At 53.1% G+C, this 24761-nt stretch carries 29 protein-coding genes and 3 pseudogenes; 27 read left to right on the top strand and 5 right to left on the bottom strand.

The window, feature by feature from the left end; translation table 11 throughout:
- Positions 1 to 9: 9 nt before the first annotated feature.
- The 20 genes and pseudogenes from rplP (at position 10) to rplQ (ending at position 9499) form a co-directional block, all read left to right on the top strand.
- A complete protein-coding gene (gene rplP / locus BCA33_RS15770) occupies positions 10 to 423 on the top strand; it encodes a 50S ribosomal protein L16 (protein WP_071267348.1) in 414 nt (137 codons plus the stop codon).
- A complete protein-coding gene (rpmC, locus tag BCA33_RS15765) occupies positions 423 to 614 on the top strand; it encodes a 50S ribosomal protein L29 (RefSeq protein ID WP_071267346.1) in 192 nt (63 codons plus the stop codon). Before rplP ends, rpmC begins: the two co-directional genes overlap by 1 nt.
- 1 nt (position 615) lies before the next feature.
- Positions 616 to 882: a 30S ribosomal protein S17 gene (gene rpsQ / locus BCA33_RS15760; protein ID WP_071267344.1), complete on the top strand. Its 267-nt coding sequence runs from the start codon at positions 616 to 618 to the stop codon at positions 880 to 882.
- An 18-nt stretch (positions 883 to 900) separates the two neighbouring features.
- On the top strand, positions 901 to 1269 hold the full coding sequence (gene rplN / locus BCA33_RS15755; RefSeq protein ID WP_012139776.1) for a 50S ribosomal protein L14: 369 nt from the start codon (positions 901 to 903) through the stop codon (positions 1267 to 1269).
- A 17-nt stretch (positions 1270 to 1286) separates the two neighbouring features.
- Positions 1287 to 1607: a 50S ribosomal protein L24 gene (gene rplX, locus BCA33_RS15750; protein ID WP_071267342.1), complete on the top strand. Its 321-nt coding sequence runs from the start codon at positions 1287 to 1289 to the stop codon at positions 1605 to 1607.
- A gap of 15 nt (positions 1608 to 1622) precedes the next feature.
- Positions 1623 to 2162, top strand: a complete 540-nt coding sequence (gene rplE / locus BCA33_RS15745) for a 50S ribosomal protein L5 (protein ID WP_071267340.1) — start codon at positions 1623 to 1625, stop codon at positions 2160 to 2162.
- Positions 2163 to 2175: 13 nt separating this feature from the next.
- On the top strand, positions 2176 to 2481 hold the full coding sequence (gene rpsN / locus BCA33_RS15740; protein ID WP_071267338.1) for a 30S ribosomal protein S14: 306 nt from the start codon (positions 2176 to 2178) through the stop codon (positions 2479 to 2481).
- An 88-nt stretch (positions 2482 to 2569) separates the two neighbouring features.
- Positions 2570 to 2962: a 30S ribosomal protein S8 gene (gene rpsH / locus BCA33_RS15735; protein WP_071267336.1), complete on the top strand. Its 393-nt coding sequence runs from the start codon at positions 2570 to 2572 to the stop codon at positions 2960 to 2962.
- A 9-nt stretch (positions 2963 to 2971) separates the two neighbouring features.
- Positions 2972 to 3505, top strand: a complete 534-nt coding sequence (gene rplF, locus BCA33_RS15730; RefSeq protein ID WP_071267334.1) for a 50S ribosomal protein L6 — start codon at positions 2972 to 2974, stop codon at positions 3503 to 3505.
- Positions 3506 to 3514: 9 nt separating this feature from the next.
- Positions 3515 to 3862 (top strand): 50S ribosomal protein L18, encoded by a 348-nt coding sequence (gene rplR, locus BCA33_RS15725; protein ID WP_071267332.1) that lies wholly within the window; start codon positions 3515 to 3517, stop codon positions 3860 to 3862.
- Between the two features lie 12 nt (positions 3863 to 3874).
- Complete coding sequence (gene rpsE, locus BCA33_RS15720) at positions 3875 to 4375, top strand: 30S ribosomal protein S5 (RefSeq protein ID WP_071267330.1); 501 nt, start codon at positions 3875 to 3877, stop codon at positions 4373 to 4375.
- A gap of 4 nt (positions 4376 to 4379) precedes the next feature.
- Positions 4380 to 4568 (top strand): 50S ribosomal protein L30, encoded by a 189-nt coding sequence (gene rpmD, locus BCA33_RS15715; protein WP_071267328.1) that lies wholly within the window; start codon positions 4380 to 4382, stop codon positions 4566 to 4568.
- A 1-nt stretch (position 4569) separates the two neighbouring features.
- Positions 4570 to 5004 carry a 50S ribosomal protein L15 gene (rplO, locus tag BCA33_RS15710; RefSeq protein ID WP_071267325.1) on the top strand — a complete coding sequence of 145 codons (435 nt, stop codon included), beginning with the start codon at positions 4570 to 4572 and terminating at the stop codon, positions 5002 to 5004.
- 17 nt (positions 5005 to 5021) lie between these two features.
- On the top strand, positions 5022 to 6344 hold the full coding sequence (gene secY / locus BCA33_RS15705) for a preprotein translocase subunit SecY (RefSeq protein ID WP_071267323.1): 1323 nt from the start codon (positions 5022 to 5024) through the stop codon (positions 6342 to 6344).
- A gap of 30 nt (positions 6345 to 6374) precedes the next feature.
- Positions 6375 to 6488 (top strand): 50S ribosomal protein L36, encoded by a 114-nt coding sequence (rpmJ, locus tag BCA33_RS19940; RefSeq protein WP_008174902.1) that lies wholly within the window; start codon positions 6375 to 6377, stop codon positions 6486 to 6488.
- A gap of 141 nt (positions 6489 to 6629) precedes the next feature.
- Complete coding sequence (rpsM, locus tag BCA33_RS15700; protein WP_071267321.1) at positions 6630 to 6986, top strand: 30S ribosomal protein S13; 357 nt, start codon at positions 6630 to 6632, stop codon at positions 6984 to 6986.
- A gap of 13 nt (positions 6987 to 6999) precedes the next feature.
- Positions 7000 to 7389 carry a 30S ribosomal protein S11 gene (gene rpsK, locus BCA33_RS15695; protein ID WP_071267319.1) on the top strand — a complete coding sequence of 130 codons (390 nt, stop codon included), beginning with the start codon at positions 7000 to 7002 and terminating at the stop codon, positions 7387 to 7389.
- A gap of 18 nt (positions 7390 to 7407) precedes the next feature.
- Positions 7408 to 8027: pseudogene (rpsD, locus tag BCA33_RS15690) on the top strand (30S ribosomal protein S4).
- 35 nt (positions 8028 to 8062) lie between these two features.
- Complete coding sequence (gene rpoA, locus BCA33_RS15685; RefSeq protein ID WP_071267315.1) at positions 8063 to 9067, top strand: DNA-directed RNA polymerase subunit alpha; 1005 nt, start codon at positions 8063 to 8065, stop codon at positions 9065 to 9067.
- 33 nt (positions 9068 to 9100) lie between these two features.
- Positions 9101 to 9499, top strand: coding sequence for a 50S ribosomal protein L17 (rplQ, locus tag BCA33_RS15680; RefSeq protein WP_071267313.1), 399 nt, complete (start codon positions 9101 to 9103; stop codon positions 9497 to 9499).
- A 140-nt stretch (positions 9500 to 9639) separates the two neighbouring features.
- Here rplQ and uvrA read toward each other — a convergent pair.
- A pseudogene (uvrA, locus tag BCA33_RS15675) lies at positions 9640 to 12473 on the bottom strand (excinuclease ABC subunit UvrA).
- 175 nt (positions 12474 to 12648) lie between these two features.
- Here uvrA and BCA33_RS15670 point away from each other — a divergent pair.
- Positions 12649 to 14019, top strand: coding sequence for an MFS transporter (locus BCA33_RS15670; RefSeq protein ID WP_071267311.1), 1371 nt, complete (start codon positions 12649 to 12651; stop codon positions 14017 to 14019).
- Positions 14020 to 14076: 57 nt separating this feature from the next.
- Complete coding sequence (gene ssb, locus BCA33_RS15665) at positions 14077 to 14625, top strand: single-stranded DNA-binding protein (protein ID WP_071267309.1); 549 nt, start codon at positions 14077 to 14079, stop codon at positions 14623 to 14625.
- Positions 14626 to 14691: 66 nt separating this feature from the next.
- Here ssb and ntrC read toward each other — a convergent pair.
- The 4 genes and pseudogenes from ntrC to glnA form a co-directional block, all read right to left on the bottom strand.
- Positions 14692 to 16115: pseudogene (gene ntrC, locus BCA33_RS15660) on the bottom strand (nitrogen regulation protein NR(I)).
- Positions 16112 to 17209 carry a nitrogen regulation protein NR(II) gene (glnL, locus tag BCA33_RS15655; RefSeq protein ID WP_071267307.1) on the bottom strand — a complete coding sequence of 366 codons (1098 nt, stop codon included), beginning with the start codon at positions 17207 to 17209 and terminating at the stop codon, positions 16112 to 16114. The pseudogene ntrC and the gene glnL overlap by 4 nt, the downstream one beginning before the upstream one ends.
- Before the next feature lie 228 nt (positions 17210 to 17437).
- Positions 17438 to 17962 (bottom strand): DUF4124 domain-containing protein, encoded by a 525-nt coding sequence (locus BCA33_RS15650; RefSeq protein ID WP_071267305.1) that lies wholly within the window; start codon positions 17960 to 17962, stop codon positions 17438 to 17440.
- A 221-nt stretch (positions 17963 to 18183) separates the two neighbouring features.
- Positions 18184 to 19587: a glutamate--ammonia ligase gene (gene glnA, locus BCA33_RS15645; protein ID WP_071267303.1), complete on the bottom strand. Its 1404-nt coding sequence runs from the start codon at positions 19585 to 19587 to the stop codon at positions 18184 to 18186.
- A 615-nt stretch (positions 19588 to 20202) separates the two neighbouring features.
- Between glnA and typA the strand changes: the two genes are divergently transcribed.
- The 5 genes from typA to BCA33_RS15620 all read left to right on the top strand — a co-directional run.
- Positions 20203 to 22014: a translational GTPase TypA gene (gene typA, locus BCA33_RS15640; protein WP_071267301.1), complete on the top strand. Its 1812-nt coding sequence runs from the start codon at positions 20203 to 20205 to the stop codon at positions 22012 to 22014.
- Between the two features lie 136 nt (positions 22015 to 22150).
- A complete protein-coding gene (gene pip / locus BCA33_RS15635) occupies positions 22151 to 23113 on the top strand; it encodes a prolyl aminopeptidase (RefSeq protein WP_071267299.1) in 963 nt (320 codons plus the stop codon).
- A gap of 95 nt (positions 23114 to 23208) precedes the next feature.
- Positions 23209 to 23652 (top strand): D-aminoacyl-tRNA deacylase, encoded by a 444-nt coding sequence (gene dtd / locus BCA33_RS15630; RefSeq protein WP_071267297.1) that lies wholly within the window; start codon positions 23209 to 23211, stop codon positions 23650 to 23652.
- Positions 23653 to 23999: 347 nt separating this feature from the next.
- Positions 24000 to 24452 (top strand): porin, encoded by a 453-nt coding sequence (locus BCA33_RS15625; protein WP_071267295.1) that lies wholly within the window; start codon positions 24000 to 24002, stop codon positions 24450 to 24452.
- Between the two features lie 59 nt (positions 24453 to 24511).
- Positions 24512 to 24761: helix-turn-helix domain-containing protein (locus BCA33_RS15620; RefSeq protein ID WP_139173035.1), on the top strand; the 250-nt coding region annotated here is incomplete at its 3' end.

Here is a 24761-nt window from a genome sequence, read left to right as displayed (position 1 = left end):
GGCACTCTTATGCTGCAACCAAAACGCACCAAATTTCGCAAGGTAATGAAAGGCCGTAACACTGGTCTTGCTCACCGCGCTAACAAGGTGAGCTTCGGTGAATACGGATTGAAGGCGACCAGTCGCGGGCGTATAACTGCCCGTCAGATTGAAGCCGCACGTCGTACCATGACTCGTAAGATCAAGCGGGGTGGTAAGATCTGGATTCGCGTCTTCCCGGATAAGCCGATTACTGGCAAACCCCTGGAAGTTCGTATGGGTAAAGGTAAAGGTTCTGTCGAGTATTGGGTGGCTGAGATTCAGCCGGGCCGCATGCTCTACGAGATGGAAGGCGTGGCTGAAGATATCGCGCGTGAAGCTTTCACTCTGGCTGCTGCTAAATTGCCGGTACAGACCACCTTTGTAACGAGGACGGTGATGTGATGAAAGCAACAGAGCTGCGTGCAAAGTCAGCCGAGGAGCTGAAGCAAGATCTGATCGGCCTCCTGAAGGAGCAGTTCAACCTGCGTATGCGTAAAGCGACGGGTCAGCTGAATCAGTCTCATCTCCTCCCAGGGGTGAAGCGTGACATTGCTCGCGTGAAAACAGTATTGAACGAAAAGGCAGGACAGTGACATGACCGAAGCTACCCAAACTGCCAGAACTCTGAGCGGAAAGGTCGTGAGCAACAAGATGGAGAAATCCATCGTGGTGTTGGTCGAGCGTCAGGTGAAGCACCCTCTGTACGGTAAGTACATGAAGCGTTCAACCAAGATCCACGCTCACGATGAGAGCAACCAATGCAATATCGGTGACACTGTGACCATTCAGGAAACCCGCCCGGTCTCTAAGACCAAAAGCTGGGCCCTGGTGGAAGTCACTGAACATGCATCCAAGGTGTAAGACGCCCGGAGAACAACCATGATTCAGACTCAGACAATGCTTGAAGTCGCGGATAACAGCGGTGCGCGTCAGGTGATGTGCATCAAGGTCCTGGGCGGTTCACACAGGCGATATGCCAGCGTAGGGGACGTCATCAAGGTGACCGTTAAGGAAGCCATCCCCCGCGGCAAAGTGAAAAAAGGCCAGGTACTTAAAGCTGTCGTCGTGCGCACTCGCAAGGGTGTTCGCCGTCCCGACGGGTCGCTGATCCGCTTTGACGGTAACGCGGCGGTACTTCTGAACAACCAGGACGCGCCTATTGGTACCCGTATCTTCGGACCGGTTACCCGTGAGCTGCGAAATGAAAAGTTCATGAAAATTATCTCACTGGCACCCGAAGTACTTTAAAGGACCAGAGGCCGGTTATGAAAAAGATCAAACGAGATGACGAAGTAATCGTCACTACGGGGAAAGACAAAGGCAAACGTGGTAAAGTTCTGAAAGTTCAGGACGACGGCAAGGTGATTGTTTCCGGCATCAATATGATGAAGAAGCACACCAAGCCGAACCCGATGCTGGGCACCCCTGGTGGCATCGTCGAAAAAGAAGCACCTATCCAGGCTTCCAACGTGGCTATTTTTAATCCGCAGACCGGTAAGGCCGGTCGTGTTGGCTTCCAGATTACGGAAGACGGCGCGAAATCTCGGATCTTCAAAGCTACGAAAGAAGCTGTCGATAACCAGTAAGCGGTGGTGGTTACGATGCTTAATATGAAAGAGCAGTACAGCAAGGAAGTGGTACCCGCCCTGCAGAAAGAGTTCAGCTACACGAACATTATGCAGGTGCCGCGTATCGAAAAGATTACCCTGAACATGGGTGTCGGCGAAGCGGTCGGTGACAAGAAGCTGATTGAGAATGCTGTGGCAGATCTAGAGCGCCTGGCAGGTCAAAAAGTGGTTGTTACGTTGGCGCGTAAATCCGTAGCGGGCTTTAAAATCCGTGAAGGTTGGCCGATTGGTTGCAAAGTTACCCTGCGCGGTGAGCGTATGTGGGATTTCTTTGATCGCCTGGTTCACATTGCGGTTCCCCGCATTCGTGACTTCCGTGGTCTGAATCCCAAGTCCTTTGACGGGCGCGGTAACTACAGCATGGGTGTGCGTGAGCAGATTATCTTTCCTGAGATCGAGTACGACAAAGTCGACAAGATCCGTGGTCTGGATATCACCATTACCACCAGTGCCGATACCGACGATGAAGGACGCGAGCTGTTGAAAGCTTTCGGCTTTCCGTTCAAGAAATAAAGGAACGAGAGTAATGGCTAAGGTTTCCATGAAGAACCGTGAGCTTAAGCGCGAGCAAACCGTTGCAAAATTTGCAGCGAAGCGTGCTGAGCTCAAGGCGATTATCAAGAACCCGAATACCAGCGATGATGACCGTTGGAACGCACAGATGAAGCTGCAACAGCTTCCTCGCGATGCTTCTCCTTCGCGTCTTCGTAATCGTTGCCAGGTAACTGGTCGCCCTCACGGCGTTCTACGCAAGTTTGAGCTTTCACGGATTAAACTCCGCGAATACGGCATGCGTGGTGACGTTCCGGGTCTGACTAAGTCAAGCTGGTAAGATAGGTTGCCTGGCTTCGGTCAGGTGCCTGTTGGTAAGCGGTGCGGCAAGCCGCTGCACAACTAAAAAGATTAGGAGCCTCATACCAATGAGTATGCAAGACACGCTTGCGGATATGGTAACCCGTATACGCAACGCCCAGATGGCATCGAAGACAGATGTTACGATGCCCTCTTCAAAGATGAAGATCTCTGTAGCCCAAGTCCTCAAGGACGAAGGTTACGTGGGAGATTTTTCCGTTTCAGCCGATGTAAAGCCTGAGCTTACGATCACGCTCAAGTACTTCGGTGGCAAGCCTGTTATTGAGCAGATTAAGCGGGTTAGCCGTCCAAGTCTGCGCCAGTACAAGGGCACCGGGGAACTACCGAAAGTATCCGGTGGTTTGGGAGTCGCGATTGTCTCTACGTCTAAGGGCGTAATGACAGACCGCGCCGCACGAGCTGCTGGCGTGGGTGGCGAAGTCATCTGCACCGTATTTTAGGAGAATCACATGTCCAGGGTTGCCAATAATCCTGTCGTGCTGCCTTCCGGTGTTGAGGTTAAGCTGAACGGACAGGAAATTAATGTAAAGGGCTCCAAAGGAGCGCTTGATTTTTCAATTCACCAGGCGGTGGAAGTAAAGCAGGAAGAAAATATTCTTCGCTTTGCTGCCCGTGATGGTGCCCAACAGTCCCGCGCTCTTGCTGGAACAACCCGCGCGCTGGTCAGCAACATGGTGACTGGTGTATCCGCAGGCTTTGAGCGCAAGCTCCAGCTTATCGGTGTAGGTTACCGGGCCCAGGCGCAAGGTAAGAAGCTTAATCTGACGCTGGGTTTTTCTCACCCGGTGGTGTATGAGCTGCCCGAGGGGATTACCGTTGAAACTCCGTCTAATACGGAAGTTGTCATCCGCGGTATCGACAAGCAACAGGTTGGCCACGTCGCCGCGGAAATCCGCGCGTTCCGTCCGCCCGAGCCTTACAAAGGCAAAGGTGTGCGGTATGCGGATGAGCAGGTAAGACGTAAAGAAGCCAAGAAGAAATAAGGCGGGACTATGAGCGCGAATAACGAAAGATTGCGTCGCGCACGCAAAGTGCGCATGAAGATCCGTGAACTGGGTACGACACGTTTGTGCGTTCACCGCACCCCGCGTCACATGTACGCCCAGGTTACGACAGCAGATGGCAGCCAGGTTTTAGCCACTGCCTCCACGTTGGATAAGGATCTGCGCCAGGGTGCAACCGGTAACGTGGATGCCGCCAAAAAGGTTGGTCAGCTTATTGCTGAGCGTGCCAAGGCGGCAGGTGTTGAGCGGGTCGCTTTTGACCGCTCCGGTTACCGTTACCACGGTCGTGTGCAGGCTTTAGCCGACGCAGCCCGTGAAGCTGGCTTGCAATTCTAAGAGGTGGAGAAGATGAGCGTTAACGATCAGAAGGCGCCTGAGCTCCAGGAAAAGCTGGTTCAGGTCAATCGCGTTGCCAAAGTGGTTAAGGGCGGTCGCGTTTTCGCGTTCACCGCGCTGAGCGTTGTTGGTGACGGAAAAGGACGCGTTGGCTTCGGCCGCGGCAAGGCTCGTGAAGTGCCGGTCGCTATCCAGAAGGCAATGGAAGCTGCACGTAAGAACATGGTAGATGTGCCGCTAGATGGCACTACCTTGCAGTACGCAGTGCGAGCCCAGCATGGTGGTTCCAAGGTGTACATGCAGCCGGCCTCTGAAGGTACAGGTATCATCGCCGGTGGTGCGATGCGTGCGGTGCTTGAGGTTGCAGGTGTTCAGAACGTACTGTCCAAGTGTTACGGGTCTACCAACCCGGTGAACGTAGTACGTTCCACCATCAAGGGTCTCCAGGCAACTCAAGCGCCTGAAGATATTGCAGCCAAGCGCGGTAAATCCGTCGAAGAGATTCTGGGTTGAAGTCATGGCGAACGCAAAAACGATCAAAGTAACTCTGACCCGCAGCCCGATTGGCTGCCAGCCTAAGCACAAACTTTGTGTGAAGGGCTTGGGTCTTCGTAAAATCGGTCATACCGTAGAAGTGGAAGATACACCTTCCATGCGCGGCATGATCAACCGGGTGAACTACCTGGTTCGGGTTGAGGAGAACTAAGATGCGTCTAAACGAACTTAGTCCAGAGCCTGGTTCACGTCCTGCCGCTAAGCGCGTTGGTCGTGGTATCGGTAGTGGTTTCGGTAAAACCGGTGGCCGCGGCCACAAGGGTCTAAAAGCCCGTTCCGGTGGTAGCGTAGCCCCTGGTTTTGAAGGTGGTCAGCAGCCTATAGCTCGACGTCTGCCGAAGTTTGGCTTTACATCGCGCCAACAGCGCTATGTTGCCGAGATTCGTCTGAACGAGCTTGCGAAGGTTGAAGGCGATATTGTGGATCTGGCGGCTCTTAAGAAGGCCGACATCATCCGCGAAGAAATTCGCGAAGCCAAGGTTATCCTGTCGGGCGAGCTCGACCGCGCAGTAACCGTGAAAGGACTTCGGGTAACAAAAGGCGCGCGCGAGGCAATTTCTGCCGCGGGTGGCAAAGTCGAAGACTAAGGCGAGTCGAGGACTAAATGGCCAAGAACGCATCATTGCCTGCGGGCGCGGGAAAAGGACTTGCAGAGCTGCGATCGCGGCTCTGGTTTGTTTTCCTGGCATTGTTGGTGTACCGGATCGGTGCCCATATTCCGGTGCCAGGTATTAACCCAGACCGATTGGCAGCACTGTTTGAGCAGAATCAGGGCACTATCCTGAGTATGTTCAACATGTTTTCCGGTGGTGCGCTTGAGCGCATGAGTATCTTCGCTCTCGGTATCATGCCGTATATCTCTGCCTCGATTATCATGCAGCTCATGACGGCGGTAAGTCCGCAACTTGAGCAGCTGAAGAAAGAGGGCGAGGCTGGACGTCGAAAGATTAGCCAGTACACGCGGTATGGCACGGTTATCTTGGCTCTGGTTCAGGGCTTTGGTATTTCTGTCGGGTTGGCATCGCAAGGCGTCACCTTTAACGATAGCTTCAGCTTCCATTTTGTGGCGGTAGTCTCTTTCGTAAGTGGTGCGGTCTTCATGATGTGGCTGGGTGAACAGATTACTGAGCGAGGTGTCGGTAACGGCATCTCCCTGCTGATCTTCGCAGGTATTGTCGCAGGGCTTCCTGGTGCAATAGGTCAGACTCTGGAGCAGGCTCGTAACGGCGAAATGAGTCTGTTGGTCGTTTTGGGTATCGGTATTCTTGCTATTGCTGTGGTTGGCTTCGTGGTCTTCATGGAGCGTGGGCAGCGACGCCTGACCATCAACTACGCAAAGCGGCAGCAAGGCCGTCGGGTTTTTGCCCAGCAGTCCAGTCACTTGCCTTTGAAAGTGAACATGGCGGGGGTTATCCCTCCCATTTTCGCTTCCTCCATTCTGCTCTTCCCAGCGTCGCTGGGGCAGTGGTTTGGTCAGGGCGAAGGTATGGAGTGGCTCAGCGACGTGTCCCAGGCACTGGCTCCAAGCCAGCCGTTGTACATCATTCTGTTCGCAGCAGCAGTGGTATTCTTCTGCTTCTTCTATACAGCACTGATGTACAACCCGAAAGAAGTTGCGGATAACCTCAAGCGCTCTGGCGCGTTTATTCCGGGCATTCGTCCGGGCGATCAGACCGCCAAATATATTGACGGTGTTCTGACTCGCCTGACTCTGTTCGGTGCAATGTACATTGCAGCAGTCTCCCTGTTCCCTCAGTTTCTGATGGTTGCCGGGAATGTGCCCTTCTATCTGGGTGGCACCTCACTGCTGATTGTTGTAGTCGTGGTGATGGATTTCATGGCGCAGGTTCAGTCGCACCTGATGTCGCATCAGTATGAATCGCTGATGAAGAAGTCCAATCTCAAGGGCTATGGTCGGAACGGTTAATCCCGTTCCCCTTGAAAACTGGAGTCGACAATGAAAGTACGCGCTTCGGTAAAGAAAATTTGCCGTAACTGCAAAGTAATTCGTCGCAATGGCTCAGTAAGAGTCATCTGCTCGGAGCCTCGCCATAAGCAGCGTCAGGGCTGATTCCCTCGGGAAACATCCTGGCCTGTGAGAGGGGTATGAATAGTAGCGCTTGACTCGGTACCGGGTCAGGCGCTACTATTTCGCGCCCTTATTAGTGGCGGAAAATTCACACAGCATAGCTTTGAACGCGGAGTAATTTGGATGGCACGTATAGCCGGTGTCAATATACCCGATCACAAACATGCTGTTATCTCGCTGACCTACATCTTTGGTGTTGGCAAGACAACAGCCCAGAAGCTTTGCGATGCAACCGGCGTTAAGCCGGACGTCAAGGTCAAGGACCTATCCGACGATCAGCTTGAATCACTTCGTACCGAAGTGGGCAAGGCGATCGTTGAAGGCGATCTGCGTCGTGAAGTACAGATGAACATTAAGCGTTTGAAGGATCTCGGATGTCACCGTGGTCTGCGCCACCGTCACGGGCTTCCAGTCCGCGGCCAGCGCACCAAGACCAACGCGCGCACCCGTAAAGGTCCACGCAAACCGATTCGCAGGTAACAGGTAGGCAAACATGGCAAAGCCAGGTACACGTACCCGTAAAAAGGTGAAAAAGACCGTTGTTGATGGCGTCGCGCACGTTCACGCGTCCTTCAATAACACTATCGTGACCATTTCTGACCGTCAGGGCAACGTCCTGTCTTGGGCTACCTCTGGTGGTTCCGGTTTCCGTGGGTCACGCAAGAGTACACCTTTTGCTGCGCAGGTAGCAGCTGAAAGAGCCGGTAACGCGGCTGCTGAATACGGCCTTAAAAACCTGGACGTAGAGGTTAAGGGTCCCGGGCCCGGACGTGAATCTGCAGTTCGTGCTCTAAACGGGTGCGGCTACAAGATCACTAACATCACAGATGTTACGCCGATTCCCCATAACGGCTGCCGTCCGCCTAAAAAGCGTCGCGTCTAACACAGGAGACAGGGAAATATGGCTCGTTACATAGGCCCGAAGTGCAAACTGTCTCGTCGTGAAGGGACAGATCTTTTTCTGAAAAGCGGTGTTCGCTCCTTGGATTCCAAGTGCAACATCGAGACCCCGCCGGGTATGCACGGCGCACGTCGCAGTCGTCTGTCCGAGTATGGCGTACAGCTTCGTGAAAAACAGAAGGTTCGTCGTATTTACGGCGTACTGGAAAAGCAATTCCGCAACTATTATAAAGAAGCGGCTCGCCTGAAGGGTGCAACGGGTGAAAACCTACTGCAGCTTCTCGAGACGCGTCTTGATAACGTTGTATATCGCATGGGATTCGGTTCTACCGTGCGGAGTCCCGTCAGCTCGTCTCTCACAAGGCAATTCTGGTGAATGACAAGGTAGTGAACATTGCGTCCTACAAAGTCAAGCCAGGTGATGTTGTGAGTGTGCGTGAGAAGGCCAGAAACCAACTGCGCGTTAAAGGCGCTCTGGATCTGTCTTCAAGCCGTGCTCCGGTAAGCTGGGTAGAGGTCGACGCCACTAAGATGTCCGGCGTTTACAAATCAGTACCTGAGCGTACTGAGTTGCCGGCCGACATCAACGAGAACCTCATCGTCGAGCTTTACTCTAAGTAAAGCCCAGTTAGCAACGATAGTAGATAGGGGCGTCTATGCAGCGTTCAGTACATGAGTTATTGACACCTCGTACGATTGACGTGAAAGAATCGGGTGCAACACGCGCCAAGGTCACGCTTGAGCCTCTTGAAAGGGGCTTTGGCCACACCTTGGGTAGCGCATTGCGTCGCATTCTTTTGTCTTCGATGCCGGGCTGCGCCGTAACTGAAGTGCAGATTGATGGTGTCCTGCACGAGTACAGCGCCATTGAAGGTGTCCAGGAAGACGTCATTGAGATTCTGCTGAATCTTAAAGGCGTCGCGGTCAAGATGAATGGTCGGGACGACACTGAGTTAACCCTCAGCAAAAAGGGCCCGGGCGTTGTCACAGCTGGTGATATCAAGCTGGATCATGACGTGGAAATTTCCAACCCGGATCATGTGATCTGTCACCTGAGTGAGAAGGGTGAAGTGAACATGCGTTTGCGTGTTGCACGTGGTCGCGGCTATGAGCCGGCAGATCAGCGTGGTCTTGAAGAAGACGAAACCCGCGCAATCGGACGCCTGCAGCTGGATGCAACCTTCAGCCCGGTTCGTCGCGTAGCCTATTCCGTCGAAAGTGCACGAGTAGAGCAGCGTACCGATCTGGACAAGCTGGTTATTGATTTGGAGACAAATGGCACGATCGATCCGGAAGAAGCAATTCGCCGGGCAGCCACGATTCTCCAGCAGCAACTGGCGGTGTTTGTCGATTTTGATCATGAAAAAGAACCAGAGCGCGTTGAGGAAGAGGAAGAAATTGATCCTATTCTGCTGCGCCCGGTTGATGATCTGGAACTGACAGTGCGTTCAGCTAACTGCTTGAAGGCTGAAAATATTTACTACATCGGCGATCTTATCCAGCGCACAGAAGTTGAGCTGTTGAAGACGCCTAACCTTGGTAAGAAGTCGCTCACCGAGATCAAGGACGTTTTGGCGTCCCGTGGTTTGTCTCTGGGTATGCGTCTTGATAACTGGCCACCGGCTAGCCTTCGTGGCGACGACCGGGTTTTGGGCGGTTGATTGCCGATTAGTTTAAGGTAAGGAATCAGAGCAATGCGTCATCGTAAGAGTGGTCGTAAGTTCAGCAGGACCAGTGCGCATCGCAAGGCCATGTTTCGTAACATGACTGCGTCACTGGTTGGTCATGAGCTGATTAAAACAACGCTACCGAAAGCCAAAGAGCTTCGTCGTGTAGCTGAGCCTTTGATCACGCTCGCCAAGAAAGATTCGGTTGCGAATCGTCGTCTGGCGTTTTCACGTCTGCGCGACGATGCAGCGGTTGCCAAGCTGTTTAATGAGCTTGGCCCCCGTTACAATGAGCGCCCGGGTGGCTACCTTCGTATTTTGAAGTGTGGCTTCCGCGCTGGCGACAATGCCCCTATGGCATTTGTTGAGCTGGTAGGTCGTCCGTTGGACATCGAAGCAGAAGAAGTAGACGAAAGCGGCGAGTAACATTGTCGGTTAGTCTACAAAAAGACCGGATCCCGAGAGGTGTCCGGTTTTTTTGTGTCTGGGATTTGAGGAGATTCTCTGTAGCTTGTAAGGGTGGGTTGGGCCATCCCTGGCCTTCTGACACTGTGGCTATATCCGTTCTATTTATTTAGCAGTTGCTTTAAATAGTGACCTGTATGCGATCCCGGGTTTTCTGCAACCTGCTCCGGAGTGCCTTCTGCAATGATCTGGCCGCCGCCAGAACCACCTTCGGGACCCAAGTCGATTACCCAGTCTGCGGTTTTGATTACGTCCAGATTGTGCTCTATGACAACGATGGTGTTGCCGTGATCTCTTAGGCGTTGTAATACGTTCAGCAGTTGCTGGATGTCGTAGAAGTGGAGTCCTGTAGTGGGTTCATCGAGAATATACAGCGTTTGGCCGGTATCCCGCTTAGACAGCTCTTTAGCGAGCTTCACCCGTTGAGCTTCGCCACCAGACAAAGTGACCGCACTTTGCCCAAGGCGAATGTAGGAGAGTCCCACATCCATCAGTGTTTGTAGCTTTCTGGCAAGAAACGGCACGGCGTCAAAAAACTCTCGGCCCTCCTCTACGGTCATGCTCAAAACTTCGTTGATGTTTTTGCCTTTGTACCGCACCTCCAGGGTTTCCCGGTTGTAGCGTTTGGCTTTGCACACATCGCAGGGCACGTACACATCGGGAAGGAAGTGCATTTCTACTTTAATCATGCCGTCGCCCTGGCACGCCTCACACCGACCACCTTTCACGTTAAACGAGAAGCGACCGGGCTTGTAACCCCTTGATCGTGCCTCTTGAGTGCCTGCGAATAGCTCACGAATTGGCGTGAAAAGGCCTGTGTAGGTAGCCGGGTTGGAGCGGGGCGTGCGCCCAATGGGGCTCTGATCTATGTCGATGACCTTGTCCAACTGGTCAAGACCCTTTAGTCCGACATAGGGGGAGGCACTGAGACTGGTCGCTTTGTTGAGTTTCGCTGCAGCCACCGGGTACAGGGTGCTATTGATCAGGGTGGATTTCCCGGAGCCGGAAACGCCAGTTACGCAGGTCATGACGCCCAGCGGCAGGGTAAGAGTGACGTTTTGAAGGTTGTTGCCGGTGGCGCCGGTTAATGTGAGATTTTGGCCCGAGCCTGTATTTCGGGTTTGCGGAATGGCTATTTCCTTAGCGCCGCTGAGGTACTGGCCAGTCAGTGAATTGGGGTTTGCAAGGATCTCGGCAGGCGTGCCTTGGGCAATGATTTCGCCGCCGTGTACGCCTGCCCCTGGGCCGATATCGATAACATGGTCGGCCGCGAGAATAGCGTCCTCATCGTGTTCAACAACAATGACGGTGTTGCCCAGATCACGCAGGTGGGTAAGCGTGCTTAGCAAGCGATCGTTGTCGCGTTGATGCAGCCCTATGGACGGTTCATCGAGGATGTACATAACGCCAACAAGGCCGGCGCCAATCTGGCTGGCGAGCCGTATTCGTTGTGCCTCGCCGCCGGAAAGCGTGTCTGCGCTGCGCTCCAGAGTGAGGTATTCCAAACCTACATTCACAAGAAACTGAAGCCGCTGTCGGACTTCTTTCGTAATTTTCTCAGCTATTTCACCTCTGCGCCCCGGTAGCTCCAAGGTATCGAAGTAGGAATAGCTTCGCCAATGGGAAGACGGGTTAGCTCCGGAAGATTTCGTTCTTCAATGAACACGTGGCGGGCACTGCGCCGCAGTCGGGAGCCATGGCATTCTTTACATGGCTGGGTGCTGAGGTTGCGGGCCAGTTCTTCGCGCATACTTTGGGAATCTGTCTCCCGGTAGCGACGCTCGAGATTTGGAATGATCCCTTCGAAGGAGTGGGCTCTTTCCATAATGTGGCCGCGTGAATTCACGTATCGAAAGACAATGTCTTCCGTTCCGGAGCCGAACAGCAGCGTGGTCTGGAATTCTTCTGGGAACTCCTCCCAAGGGGTCTCGAGGTCCATGTTATAGTGTTCTGCAACGCTGCCAAGCAACTGGAAATAGTATACGGCCCGTCGGTCCCAGCCCTTGATGGCACCTGCGGCAAGTGTTGCTTCCGGGTGTTGCACGATTTTCTCAGCATCAAAAAATTGCTTAACGCCCAGGCCATCGCAAGTAGGGCAGGCCCCGGCTGGGCTGTTGAATGAAAACAGCTTTGGCTCCAGCTCGCTTAGGGCGTAGCCGCACTGTGTGCAGGCATACTTTGCCGAAAATGTATGCTCTTCGCCTTCGCTATTTGTTTCGCTATCCATGGGGGCAACCAAGGCTATACCGTCGGCAAGCCCCAGGGCCGTCTCAAAGCTTTCGGCGAGGCGCTGTTCCTGGCCGGGCTTTACTTTGAAGCGGTCGACGACTACGTCAATCTGATGTTTTCGCTTTTTATCGAGGGCAGGAGCATCGTCGATGTCGTATACGATCCCATCGACCCGCAGTCTGATAAAACCCTGGCTACGCATGGTTTCGACGACTTGCAGGTGCTCCCCTTTACGATCTCGGATGACCGGTGCAAGGATCATCAGCTTGCTGTCTTCCGGCATGGAGAGTACTTGGTCTACCATCTGGCTGACGGTTTGCGCTTCCAACGGCTGGCCGTGCTCGGGGCAACGAGGCTCCCCGGCTCGTGCGAATAATAGCCTCAGATAGTCGTAGATTTCCGTAATGGTGCCAACCGTCGAGCGCGGATTGTGGGATGTGGATTTTTGCTCGATAGATATAGCAGGGGATAAGCCCTCGATATGATCAATATCCGGCTTTTCCATCATGGATAGGAATTGACGCGCATAGGTGGATAGGGATTCCACATAGCGCCTCTGACCTTCCGCATAAAGCGTATCAAATGCCAAGGATGATTTACCTGAGCCGGATAGACCGGTGATCACTATCAGCTTGTCCCGAGGGATATCCAGGTCGATGTTTTTCAGGTTGTGGGTCCGTGCCCCTTTGATCTGGATATGATCCATAAAACCTCGCTTGGAAAAAACGGAAATTATACCGTGTTACGCCGGCTGCGGCGAAAGTGTCGGTAAAGTTGGTAGCTGTCCCCCGGTGGAGAACCTTCTGTTACAATGCGCCGCCGGCGGATCATATGTTCTTTCGCCAGGCCAAGCTTTCAACCCCGACGAGGAGCCAACTGCCATGAATGCGCTGGAAAAACGCTCCGTATTTTCGCTGGCATCGGTTTATGCCATACGGATGCTTGGGCTGTTTATGATCATGCCGGTGTTCATGTTGCTGGGTGACGACCTTGAAGGTGCGACGCCTGCGCTGCTTGGTTTTGCCATTGGCGCATACGGCTTGAGCCAAGCTCTGCTGCAAATCCCTTTTGGTTTACTTTCAGATCGTGTAGGCCGCAAGCGCATGATCTATATTGGCCTGATTCTTTTTGCTGCCGGCAGCATACTGGCAGGTTCCGCAGATTCGATATACGTTGTTATTGCTGGTCGGATCCTTCAGGGCGCAGGCGCTATCGCCAGTGTACTTATGGCGCTGCTTAGTGACCTGACCCGTGAAGAAGAGCGAACCAAAGCCATGGCAACGGTGGGCATCTCCATCGGGCTCTCGTTTTCAGTCTCGTTGGTTCTCGGGCCGTTACTGGGTTCGGTGTGGGGGCTCTCGGGGATATTCTATGCCACCGCCGTGCTGGCTATGATTGCCTTATTCATTGTTAGCCGTGTGGTGCCTACGCCACACCAACATAAAATCAGTGCCGATACTCATCCAGCGAAAGCAATGTTGGGGCGCGTGCTGTCTGACAGGCGCCTGTTGCGGCTGGATTTTGGGATCTTTGCATTGCACCTGGTACTGACTTCACTTTTTTTGGTGTTTCCATCTGTGTTGCAGGATCAGCTCGGGCTGGCCAGCAGTTCACACTGGTGGTTTTACCTGAGTGTGATGATCACCTCATTTTTTGCCATGGTGCCGTTTATCATTATCGGTGAAAAAAAGCGCAGAATGAAGCCTGTGCTCTGTGGTGCCGTTGCGTTGCTTACATTGGCGACAGCCGGGCTTGCGGGGGTGTCGAATAGCTTGCCCATTGCCTGGATTGTTCTTTTTTTCTTTTTTATGGCTTTTAATCTGCTTGAGGCCAGCTTGCCATCCCTAATCAGTAAAGAGGCGCCGGCTGCCAGCAAGGGAACGGCCATGGGGGTGTATTCCACCTCTCAATTCATGGGTGCTTTTTTGGGCGGGGCCCTTGGGGGCTTCCTGCTGCAACAGGTAGGAATTGAAGGTGTTGTGTGGTTTATGGTGGCGGTGCTCGGGCTCTGGTTGTTAGTTGCTCTTACCATGGCGCCGCCGGGCCACACGTCAGGTTTCGTGGTACAGTTGCGGGATATAGTAGGTGGCCAGTACGACGAAGTTGATGGCAGTCTGCGCGGCTTGCCGGGCGTGCAGGATGTGGTCATTGTTGAAAACGCTGCCACCGCCTATCTGAAGGTGGATCGACAGCACTTTGATGAGGCGTTACTTGCGGACTTTCCGTTTGTCCAGCAGGGTAGCAGTTCTTGAAATCCGGAGGCTCGCAAGGAGTGCGGGCGCCCATGAAAACAGAATCGGGAGCAGAACATGGCAAGAGGCGTAAACAAAGTTATTCTTATCGGGAATCTCGGGCAGGATCCGGATACCCGTTATACCCCGAACGGCAATGCCGTGGTGAACCTGAACCTTGCGACCGATGAGAGTTACAAGGATCGCCAGACCGGCCAGATGGTTCCGAAAACCGAATGGCATCGCATTGTTATGTTTGGAAAGATTGCGGAGATAGCTGGTCAGTACCTGCGTAAAGGGTCGAAAGTCTATATCGAGGGCAAGCTGCAGACGCGTAAATGGCAGAACAAAGAAGGCCAAGACGTATACACTACAGAGGTGGTTGTCGATATTAATGGCCAGATGCAGATGCTGGACAGCCGCAGTAGCGGTGAAGGCAACATGAACCAAGGAGCACCTGCTGGACGCCCTCAGCAGCAGCCGGCACCGGCTGCCCAGCCGCAAAATAATCCGCAATCTCCGGCTCAAAGTGGTTATAGCCAAGGCCAAAGCCAGCATGGCCAGCCGCAACAGGGTGGCAGTATGCCTGAGCCGGTTGACGACTTTGACGACGACATACCCTTCTAGCGTTTATTTATTGAACGTTAAAGAAAACGGCTGCTTAGGCAGCCGTTTTTTATGCCCGTTCCAAGCTCATTCTTCCGCAGGGCTATCCATGCCCAGTTCATTGATTTTGCGAGTCAGAGTGTTCCGCCCCCAGCCGAGGAGAACCGATGCATCGCGGCGTCGCCACCGGTGTGCTTAAGGGCGATCTCGATCATGATCTTTTCAAACTCTGGTACGGCCAACTCAAGAATGGCTTTTTCTCCCCGTCTTAACTCCTGATCGGCCCAGTTTCTCAGTCCTTCCTGCCAGGTGGATCCGGTAGGCGTGTGTTCGTTTTGGTTTCGTAGCTCAGGGGGCAGGTCGTCAACGTGAACTTCTCTACCGCTCGCCATTACCGTGAGCCACCGACAGGTATTTTCAAGCTGTCGCACGTTGCCGGGCCAGGGTAGAGTTGTGAGGTAGCTCTCGGCCTCTGGCCGCAGGGTTTTGGGCTCTACAGCCAATTCGTTGGCGGCTCGCTGCAGGAAGTGCTGCATCAGTTGGGGAATATCCTCCCGGCGCTCGGCCAGCTTTGGCAAATGCACGCGAATTACGTTCAGCCGATGAAAGAGGTCTTCGCGGAACGAGCCAGACTGAACCAGCTTCTCCAGGTCTTGATGAGTGGCTGCGATGATGCGGACATCAACTTTGATCGGTGTAGCGCCGCCAACGCGGTAGAACTCGCCATCGGCCAGAACCCGCAGTAGCCGTGTCTGGGTATCCCCAGGCATGTCACCGATTTCATCAAGGAACAAGGTGCCACCGTTGGCCTGCTCGAAACGGCCATGGCGTACCGCTGTGGCGCCGGTAAAGGCACCTTTTTCGTGGCCAAAGAGCTCCGATTCTATAAGGTCTCTGGGAATGGCCGCCATGTTAAGCGCAATAAACGGATGCTGGGCCCGGGGGCTGTGGTTATGAAGTGCCCGGGCAACCAGCTCTTTACCGGTGCCGCTCTCGCCGTTGATTAAGACCGTGATGTTGGAGTGGGAAAGCCGGCCGATAGCGCGGAAAACTTCCTGCATGGCTGGGGCTTCGCCGATGATTTCGGTACTTTGCTGAATGGTTGCTGTTTGGGGCTCGGAAGCTGCCCGCTTTTCACGGCTGTGAGCGACCGCCCGTTTTGCCAGAGCAACCGCATCGTCTACGTCAAAGGGTTTCGGAAGGTATTCAAAGGCACCGGTTTGGTAGCTGGTTACAGCACTTTCCAGATCGGAATGCGCCGTCATGATGATGACCGGTACGTCTGGGTGTGCTTCAACAATCCGTGAGAGTAGGGTGATGCCATCCACTCCGGGCATACGGATGTCGCTGATGATGGCGTCAGGCTGCTCGCGCTCCAGCCGTTTCATGATGCTTTCGCCGTTCTCAAAGGCCGTTGGCAGCATGCCGGCCTGGCTTAGGGCTCGTTCCAGCACCCAGCGTATGCTGCGGTCGTCATCTACGATCCAGATTTTTGCAGGTTGTTGGCTCATGGCGTGCTCTCCAAAGGCAGGAAAATGATGAAGTCCGTTTGGCCGGGCTCGCTTTCACACTCAACCAGGCCGTGGTGCTGGCCTATGATGCTCTGAGTAATGGACAGCCCGAGCCCGGTGCCGTTGGCACGACCGCTGATCATCGGGTAGAAAATGTTCTGGCGCAGTTCCGGTGCGATTCCGGGGCCATTGTCGATGATGTCTATTCGGCATCCGAGGCGGTGGCATTTGGGGCCTATAGTGACTTGTCTCAAGGCGCGGGTGCGAAACGTGATGGTGGGTATCCTTGCCTCGCTACCATGGCTGGATTGGCTTTCAAAGGCTGCCTCCATTGCATTGCGTGCGATGTTGAGGAAGGCCTGAATGAGCAGCTCTTTGTCACCTGAAAGTTCGGGCAGGCTGGGGTCGTAGTCTCGTTTAAACTGAACCCGGCCCTTACTTTCTGCTTCTAATAAGGTGCGTACACGCTCAAGAATCTCATGTATGTTTGCAGGCGCCAGTTTTAGCGCTTTATTAGGGCCCAGCATTCGATCTACAAGGCCGCGTAAGCGATCAGCTTCTTTAATAATGACCTGGGTGTATTCGCGCTGGTCCTCGCTGCTCAGTTCGCGATCAAGTAATTGAGCGGCACCACGAATGCCTCCAAGTGGGTTTTTTATTTCGTGGGCCATGCCGCGCACGAGGATCCGCGTGGTTTCCTGCTGTGCAATTAGATCCTCTTCCCGGCTTATCCGTAGCAGGCGGTCTCTTGGCTGTATCTCCACCATTAGCGTAATGGGGTTCTGGTCAAGAAGTGAGACCGAGTAGTCCACGGCTCTTCGGGAGCCGCTTGCAAGTAAAAATTCAGTTTCGCGGCGCGTGTAGGATTGGCCGGTTTCAGCCGCTTTGCGCAGGGTTCTGAGAGCTCCATCAGAGCTCAGGAGGATATCTTCGAACGCAAGGCCGGTGCTGCGGGCCATACTGGTTTCAAACAGGCTTTCAGCCGCAGGGTTCAGATAGCGGATTGCCAGATTGCTCTCCAGCACAACAACTGCTGTGGTGAGGCTATCCAGCATGTTTTTGTATCTGTTTGCGTTGGCTGAGGAGTGTGCCATGGGTATTTCCTGTTGGTTGTAACAGGATTCAGCAAAAATCGAACCAGTCTCGATACTCTTGCGGTTTATTCTGATGGTTTAGGTGTGGGGCAGCAAAAACGCCGGTGAGGACTTTGCTTTGGGGGCGGCTTTGCGAAAAAAGTCTGGACAGCTCCGGCACTTTGCGTCGTTACTGTCCGCATTGTCGCACCATTTTAGTGCTCGAGCACCAGTGTAGTGCGATATTTGTCAATTTTGAGTTGAGGGACGGTGAACTGTAAAGCGAACGGAGCTGCCTGTTTTAATCTGAACTCCATTGTTGTCCACAATATGGATGCCGGCTTCATGGGTGCCACGGAACACGTTGCTAATGGTAACGGTGCCCGAGGTGCTCTGGCCAACAGGCTGTCCATCCAAGGTTACTTCGTATTTGTGGCCCGGTTCAAGCCCCGGCGTGCTCTGCATTTCAAAGCGCACATCGCCACTGCCGCTGTAGAATGCTTGCTCATTTTCAGGGTAAGTAAACGAGACGCTTTTATATATCGCACCTTCTCGCTTTACGTCTTCCCGGAGTTTGTCGGTTTCCCGTACGTTTTGCGGTTTGGGGAGCGTAATGGTTGTAACCGGTTTTACCTTTACCGCCTCTGCGCCTTTTGAGGGCTCATCGGAGAAGGTTACGTTGCCCTGCGCATCCACATTGCGGTAAACCTCTGCGGCCACTGGCCCTGCGATCAGGAGCAAAAGCCCTGCTGAGATTCCAAGCCTTGAGTTCATAAGTACAGCCTGTAGTGATGTTCGCTTTGATTATCAATGGCCGGGCAGACCTTTTCAATGTGACGGAGGGGAGATGATGGTTACATATCGTTAAGGCTGGTGGCATTGTGTTCAAAGTCACAAAAAACAGTCCAAAAAAAGCCCCGCTCTGTGTGAGAGCGAGGCTTTTGGTGCTGCTTTCTATCGCGGGGCGACTTTAGCAGGAGTCCGCTGAAGCGGTTTTAGCATGAATAGTACAGCTCGAACTCAACCGGGTGGGTGGTCATGTTGATGCGCTCAACCTCGCCACGCTTCAGATCAATGTAGCCTTGGATCATATCTTCAGTGAATACGCCGCCACGGGTCAGGAACTCGTGATCTTCTGCTAGGCAATCGAGGGCTTCCTGCAGAGTTTCGGCAACCTTCGGAATGCTCAGAGCCTCTTCCTTAGGCAGGTCATACAGATCCTTGTCCATGGCATCGCCAGGGTGAATCTTGTTCTGGATGCCGTCCAGGCCCGCCATCATGAGCGCTGAGAATGCCAGGTATGGGTTGGCTGCGGCGTCGGGGAAGCGTACTTCTACACGGCGAGCTTTTGGGCTGGTGACGTACGGAATGCGGATAGACGCAGAACGGTTACGGGCGGAGTACGCCAGCATAACCGGTGCTTCATAGCCTGGAACCAAACGCTTGTAGCTGTTGGTAGCTGGGTTGGTGAACGCGTTAATGGCTTTTGAGTGCTTGATGATGCCGCCCACGTAGAACAGCGCCATTTCGCTCAGGCCCGCATAGCTGTCGCCAGCAAACAGGTTTTTGCCGTCTTTGTTCAGGCTCATGTGCACGTGCATGCCGGAGCCGTTATCGCCTACTACCGGCTTGGGCATGAATGTGGCGGTTTTGCCGTAGGCATGGGCTACGTTGTGCACACAGTATTTCAGAATCTGAACTTCATCAGCTTTTTTGGTTAATGTGTTCGGGCCAACACCGATTTCACATTGGCCGGCAGTGCCCACTTCGTGGTGGTGCACTTCAATAACCAGGCCCATGGATTCCATGGCGGCGCACATCGCGCCCCGCAGGTCGTGCAAGCTGTCTACTGGCGGCACTGGAAAGTAGCCACCTTTTACGCCAGGGCGGTGGCCAATGTTGTTGCTGTTAAAGTCGTCACCGGAAACCCACGCTGCTTCTTCTGAGTGAAGCGAATACATGGAACCCTGCATGTCAGTTTTCCACTTCGCAGAATCGAAGACGAAAAACTCGGGCTCCGGACCAAACAGAGCGCCATCGGCGATGCCGGTGGACTTCAGATACTCTTCGGCACGGTGAGCAACAGAGCGCGGATCCCGCTCGTAGCCTTGCATGGTAGAAGGCTCAACAATGTCGCAGGTAATATTGATCGTGCTTTCTTCGGTGAACGGATCAACAACGGAGCTGCTGTCATCCGGCATCAGGATCATGTCGGATTCGTTGATGCCCTTCCAGCCGGCGATGGAGGAGCCGTCAAACATCTTGCCTTCGGCGAAGAAGTCTTCATTGATCTCAGTTGCAGGAATGGTGACGTGTTGCTCTTTGCCCCGGCTGTCGGTGAAGCGCATATCAACCCATTTGACTTCGTGTTCTTTAATCAAATCAACTGTCTTGGACATTGTGCATGCTCCGTAAGTAGTCCCGCATAGTGGGAGTATTCGTGATCAGTATTCCGGACGCTTCTTTAGGCTAGAATTCCGGTCTGTTGTTAAGATCTGCGCAGCTTAGCAAAAGCTGTTGAACCTTACCTTTACATTTCAGCTGCGCAGAAGGTTAGCAAGCTGTTGGGTATCATAAAGCAAGGTGCTTGCCAGCTTTAATTGGTTATCCTGACTTGGTGTCTTTTTATGCTGGATACCGCAGTTTACGTATGCTTGCAGGGAGGGCGTGCCTTGAATGAATGCCTGCAGCAAGAAAGCCGTGCGTCATTCTGGTGCGTTGTAATGAGAGTGCTTTGGGCGCTGCACCGAATTGGTGCGCAGCGCCCATCTGGTGAAACTGATTAAGAAATAGGCGTTCTTCTTCATATAAACGGTGCGGAGTTTTCGATATACTGCGCGCCGCTTCATTTTCTCCGCATGTGCCTGGGATATCGATCTGGCCGTCACATGTGAGGCGCCGGGCCGCTATGCCCCGGTGGATGAGTTCATTTTACAGATTTGAGAGAGCGTGTGTGGGGGTTGGCCCTGAACGGTTTTCTCAGGTCATTGAGTGCATTTCGCAGGAATAATTTTGTGATAGAAAAACTTCGTAATATCGCCATCATCGCCCACGTTGACCACGGTAAGACCACACTTGTAGACAAGTTGCTGCGTTTATCTGGCACGTTGGATCGCAAAGAGCTCGAGAACGAGCGCGTCATGGACTCCAACGACCAGGAAAAAGAGCGGGGCATTACTATTCTTGCCAAAAACACCGCTCTTAAATGGAATGGATACGATATCAATATCGTAGACACCCCTGGGCACGCGGATTTTGGCGGCGAAGTAGAGCGGGTAATGAGCATGGTTGACTGTGTGCTTCTGGTGGTTGATTCCATCGACGGCCCTATGCCACAGACTCGATTTGTAACTCAGAAAGCTTTCGCAGCCGGGCTACGCCCGATTGTTGTCGTGAACAAGATTGATCGTCCGGGCGCTCGTCCAGACTGGGTTGTGGAGCAGGTTTTCGATCTGTTTGATAGTCTTGGTGCTACCGACGAGCAGCTGGATTTCCCCATTGTCTATGCCAGCGCGTTGAACGGTGTTGCGGGCCTTGAGCACGAGGATCTCAGCGACAACATGGACGCTGTCTTCCAGGCGATTGTGGATCACGTGCCTGCGCCAGATGTGGATATGGATGGTCCCTTCCAGATGCAGATATCCCAGCTCGATTACAGCAGCTTTCTTGGTGTAATTGGTATTGGCCGCATTGCCCGAGGCAAGATCAAAACCAACTCGCCGGTAATTGCTATTGGCGCCGATGGTAAGAAGCGCCAGGGCCGGATTCTCAAAATCATGGGTCACTCCGGTTTGCAGCGTGTAGAAGTCGAGGAAGCTCAGGCGGGTGATATCATTTGTATAAGTGGCCTGGACAGGCTGCACATCTCCGATACCCTGTGCGACATGAACAACGTTGAGGCCCTGCCACCGCTTACGGTAGACGAGCCCACGGTATCCATGACCTTCCAGGTTAACGACTCGCCGTTTTGCGGTAAGGAAGGCAAGTTCATAACCAGCCGGAACATTAAGGACCGCCTGGAAAAAGAGCTGCTTCACAACGTGGCTCTGCGGGTTGAAGACGGCGAAACCATGGACAAGTTCAAGGTTTCTGGTCGTGGTGAACTGCACCTTTCGGTTCTGATCGAAAATATGCGTCGTGAAAATTTCGAGTTGGCGGTAGGTCGCCCGGAAGTGGTGATTAAGGAAGTAGACGGCGAGAAGCAAGAGCCATACGAAAACGTCATTGTCGACATTGAAGAGCAGCACCAGGGCCCTTTGATGGAGCAGATGGGGCTGCGTAAAGGCGAGCTGACCAATATGGTTCCGGATGGCAAGGGCCGTATGCGGCTTGAGTACACCATTCCTGCCCGTGGTTTGATTGGTTTCCGGAACAGCTTTCTGACCATGACATCCGGCACAGGCATTCTCACCTCAACCTTCAGCCATTATGGGCCCATCAAGGGTGGTGATGTGACCAGTCGCCAGAATGGCGTATTGATATCCATGGCCACAGGAACAGCGTTGACCTACTCTCTGGAAACTCTCCAGAGTCGCGGTAAGCTTTTCCTCGATCCTGGCCAGGAAATCTACGAAGGGCAGCTTTGTGGCATCCACAGCCGTGACAATGATTTGGTGATCAACCCGACCAAGGGCAAGAAACTTGATAACATGCGAGCCTCTGGCAAGGATGAAGTCATTGCCTTGGTGCCGCCGATTAAGTTCACCCTGGAGCAAGCGCTGGAATTTATCGACGATGAAGAACTGGTGGAAGTAACGCCAAAATCTATTCGTCTGCGCAAAAAGCACCTTACTGAAAACGATCGTAAGCGCGCGAACAAGAAGTAATGTTCCCGTTTTGAAAAAGGCCGGCACTGGCAACAGCGTCGGCTTTTTTTTGGCCCTGACTTTCTTCAAATCGACTCGCCGCCCAAGCAACTCCGCTACAATGTTCTGGAATCTCACCTGATTAGCGGAGTGGCTGATGCTCACCTTGTATCCAGATATCAAACCCTACGCCAAGCATAGGCTGGCGGTGGACGCGCCCCACGAACTGTACGTTGAGGAAAGTGGCAACCCGGAGGGTATTCCAGTTCTCTTCGTGCATGGTGGCCCCGGGGGAGGGTGTGAGGATTACCATCGACGATTCTTTGATGCCGAGCGTTTCCGGATTATTCTGATGGACCAGCGCGGGGCCGGCCGCTCAACACCTCTGGCTGAGCTGGTGGGCAATAGCACCGATAAGCTGGTTCAGGATATGGAAACCATCCGCGTGTTTCTGGGGATCGATCGTTGGCTCCTATTCGGTGGAAGTTGGGGGTCGACCCTCAGTTTGATATACGCTCAGACTCATACTGAGCGGGTACTGGGGCTTGTGCTTCGGGGCATTTTTCTGTGCCGCCCGCGGGATATTTCCTGGTTTTATCAGGATGGCGCAAGCCGGGTATTCCCGGATTACTGGCAAGAATTTGAGGCACAGATTCCTGAGGGTGAGCGTGGGGATATGGTGAGTGCCTATTATCGCAGGCTGACCAGCAGCAATGAGCTGGAACAGATTCAGGCTGCAAAAACCTGGTCAATTTGGGAGGGGCGTTGCGCCACACTGCAACCAAACCCCCGAGTTGTTGATCATTTTGGTCACCCCCATGTTGCGATTGCGCTGGCGCGAATCGAGTGTCATTACTTTATGAATTCCGCTTTTCTTGAGGTGAATCAAATTATAAGGGATGCCTATAAGCTTCGGGACATACCCAGCGTTATTATTCATGGGCGTTACGATATGGTGTGCCCGTTGGAAAATGCGCTGGCCCTAAGCAAGGCGTGGCCCGAAGCAGACTTGCGTATTATTCGCGATGCCGGGCACTCTGCTTCCGAGCCTGCCATTGTCGATGCGCTTGTGAGGGGTGTTGAAGATGTGCTCGCAAAAACCGCCAAAAATGCCGGCTAACGCCTCTTTCGGCTCGGGGTTGCGAGAAGGTGCGCGCATGGATACACTCTTGCCAGATGTTAATTTTTATTTGATCAGGGTTTGCAAGGAAGCGGATGAAGGGACTTGTCCAACGGGTGTCAAAAGCGAGCGTCGAAATTGATGGGCGCGAAGTTTCGCGGATAGATGCCGGCATCCTTTTATTCTTAGGTGTTGAGCAGGGAGATGGGCAGAACGAGGCAGCAGAATTGTCCCGGAAGGTTCTTACATATCGCATTTTTCCCGATGAAACGGGACGTATGGACCGAAGCTTGCTCGACACAGGTGGTGCCCTGCTCGTGGTTCCTCAGTTTACGCTTGCAGCCGATACAACCTCTGGTACCCGCCCAGGCCTCTCTCGTGCGGCTGCCCCGGAAGCCGCAAAAAACCTCTATGCCCAATTTCTTGACCTTGCCCGCATAAGTGCGGGTGTCGAAAAGGTTAAAGAAGGGCGTTTTGGTGCAGATATGAAGGTGAGCCTGGTCAATGATGGGCCGGTAACTTTTATGCTCTCAGCCTAAGAAAGGGAGTGGTGAGCGCGCTAGCGTTTGGGCCCGCGTCACGTTTTACGGGGGGCTCAGGATTGGAGCCAAATGAGCTAAAAGTTCAACATTAAAAGATTGCAAAATAAGATCTATTATATTAAAAAAGGAGCGCAATTCAGAGCTTTAAGAAAGGTCTGTAAATGTTTGAAATGTAAGGCCTGTCTAAACGCAGATCTCAATAATAAAAAAAAGTTGCTGTCATGTCATGGAGTTGACATGTTGCAACACTAAAATGGGGGCCGTCCAGTTGTACTGGGGCACCCTAAAAAATCGGGATTAACCCGGTGTTAAAACCTGACCTAACTCGCAAAAGGACATACAACATGAAAAAAACACTCATTGCATCGGCTATTGCAGCCATTTCCTTCACTGGCGTTGCAAATGCTGCGCAAGGCAATTTGTCAGCTTCTGAGTTGGCAGCTCAAATGGAGTCGATGCCGCAGATTTACGGTAATATCCAGTATGCGATCACTCACAACAACGTTGATGGTGGTGATAGCGATATTGCACACAACGATAACGGCTCTACCATCGGTGTAAAGCACGAGCACGAAATCGTACCAGGCATCACTGGCTTCCTCAAAATTGAGCTGGATGGAATTGACGCCGATGACAAGTCTAAAGGCCGTGGCCGCATCAAACTTGACGAAGCTTATATCGGCGTGGCGGGTGACAGCTTTGGTCAGGTCTGGGTTGGTTCGGACGATTCCCTGTATGAAACTGCCGTCGATAAGATTGTTAACTACTATGAAGTGGCTAGTGTTTCGTCTGTTTAATTCGCTGATCCATATCGGGTATAATAAGAGCTATCCATCAGCAATAAAAGGCTCCCATTGTGGCCAAACCCGCAGCGCCGTTTAATCTAACTGTAAACGATCAGTTGGAACTCGAAAGTTGGTGCCGAACCAATACCCTGAGCCAGCATCTGGCGCAACGCGCCAAGATTCTTTTGTTACTGAACGAAGGTGAGACACCAAAAGGGATCTCAGACTCTCTTCAGGTTAGCACTCAAACCGTCTTCAAGTGGCGCAAACGCTACAGTGAGCGAGGTCTTGAGGGGCTTTATGACGCGCCGCGACCCGGTC

It is taken from the genome of Marinobacter sp. AC-23, assembly GCF_001858325.1.
Classification (GTDB): domain Bacteria; phylum Pseudomonadota; class Gammaproteobacteria; order Pseudomonadales; family Oleiphilaceae; genus Marinobacter.
Note: the sequence above shows the minus strand (reverse complement) of the source record. Positions and strands in the feature narration are given on the sequence as shown.

Bases quoted from the DNA above. Each gene is read 5' to 3' on its own strand.
- rpsM (WP_071267321.1), top strand. From the start codon at position 6,630: ATGGCACGTATAGCCGGTGTCAATATACCCGATCACAAACATGCTGTT.
- rpsK (WP_071267319.1), top strand. From the start codon at position 7,000: ATGGCAAAGCCAGGTACACGTACCCGTAAAAAGGTGAAAAAGACCGTT.
- rpmJ (WP_008174902.1), top strand. From the start codon at position 6,375: ATGAAAGTACGCGCTTCGGTAAAGAAAATTTGCCGTAACTGCAAAGTA.
- rpsE (WP_071267330.1), top strand. From the start codon at position 3,875: ATGAGCGTTAACGATCAGAAGGCGCCTGAGCTCCAGGAAAAGCTGGTT.
- rplE (WP_071267340.1), top strand. From the start codon at position 1,623: ATGCTTAATATGAAAGAGCAGTACAGCAAGGAAGTGGTACCCGCCCTG.
- rplP (WP_071267348.1), top strand. From the start codon at position 10: ATGCTGCAACCAAAACGCACCAAATTTCGCAAGGTAATGAAAGGCCGT.
- BCA33_RS15650 (WP_071267305.1), bottom strand. From the start codon at position 17,962: ATGAACTCAAGGCTTGGAATCTCAGCAGGGCTTTTGCTCCTGATCGCA.
- ssb (WP_071267309.1), top strand. From the start codon at position 14,077: ATGGCAAGAGGCGTAAACAAAGTTATTCTTATCGGGAATCTCGGGCAG.
- rpsH (WP_071267336.1), top strand. From the start codon at position 2,570: ATGAGTATGCAAGACACGCTTGCGGATATGGTAACCCGTATACGCAAC.
- rplO (WP_071267325.1), top strand. From the start codon at position 4,570: ATGCGTCTAAACGAACTTAGTCCAGAGCCTGGTTCACGTCCTGCCGCT.
- rpoA (WP_071267315.1), top strand. From the start codon at position 8,063: ATGCAGCGTTCAGTACATGAGTTATTGACACCTCGTACGATTGACGTG.
- rplR (WP_071267332.1), top strand. From the start codon at position 3,515: ATGAGCGCGAATAACGAAAGATTGCGTCGCGCACGCAAAGTGCGCATG.
- rpsQ (WP_071267344.1), top strand. From the start codon at position 616: ATGACCGAAGCTACCCAAACTGCCAGAACTCTGAGCGGAAAGGTCGTG.
- BCA33_RS15670 (WP_071267311.1), top strand. From the start codon at position 12,649: ATGAATGCGCTGGAAAAACGCTCCGTATTTTCGCTGGCATCGGTTTAT.
- dtd (WP_071267297.1), top strand. From the start codon at position 23,209: ATGAAGGGACTTGTCCAACGGGTGTCAAAAGCGAGCGTCGAAATTGAT.
- rplQ (WP_071267313.1), top strand. From the start codon at position 9,101: ATGCGTCATCGTAAGAGTGGTCGTAAGTTCAGCAGGACCAGTGCGCAT.
- rpsN (WP_071267338.1), top strand. From the start codon at position 2,176: ATGGCTAAGGTTTCCATGAAGAACCGTGAGCTTAAGCGCGAGCAAACC.
- rplN (WP_012139776.1), top strand. From the start codon at position 901: ATGATTCAGACTCAGACAATGCTTGAAGTCGCGGATAACAGCGGTGCG.
- rpmC (WP_071267346.1), top strand. From the start codon at position 423: ATGAAAGCAACAGAGCTGCGTGCAAAGTCAGCCGAGGAGCTGAAGCAA.
- rplX (WP_071267342.1), top strand. From the start codon at position 1,287: ATGAAAAAGATCAAACGAGATGACGAAGTAATCGTCACTACGGGGAAA.
- rplF (WP_071267334.1), top strand. From the start codon at position 2,972: ATGTCCAGGGTTGCCAATAATCCTGTCGTGCTGCCTTCCGGTGTTGAG.
- pip (WP_071267299.1), top strand. From the start codon at position 22,151: ATGCTCACCTTGTATCCAGATATCAAACCCTACGCCAAGCATAGGCTG.
- glnA (WP_071267303.1), bottom strand. From the start codon at position 19,587: ATGTCCAAGACAGTTGATTTGATTAAAGAACACGAAGTCAAATGGGTT.
- secY (WP_071267323.1), top strand. From the start codon at position 5,022: ATGGCCAAGAACGCATCATTGCCTGCGGGCGCGGGAAAAGGACTTGCA.
- glnL (WP_071267307.1), bottom strand. From the start codon at position 17,209: ATGGCACACTCCTCAGCCAACGCAAACAGATACAAAAACATGCTGGAT.
- BCA33_RS15625 (WP_071267295.1), top strand. From the start codon at position 24,000: ATGAAAAAAACACTCATTGCATCGGCTATTGCAGCCATTTCCTTCACT.
- rpmD (WP_071267328.1), top strand. From the start codon at position 4,380: ATGGCGAACGCAAAAACGATCAAAGTAACTCTGACCCGCAGCCCGATT.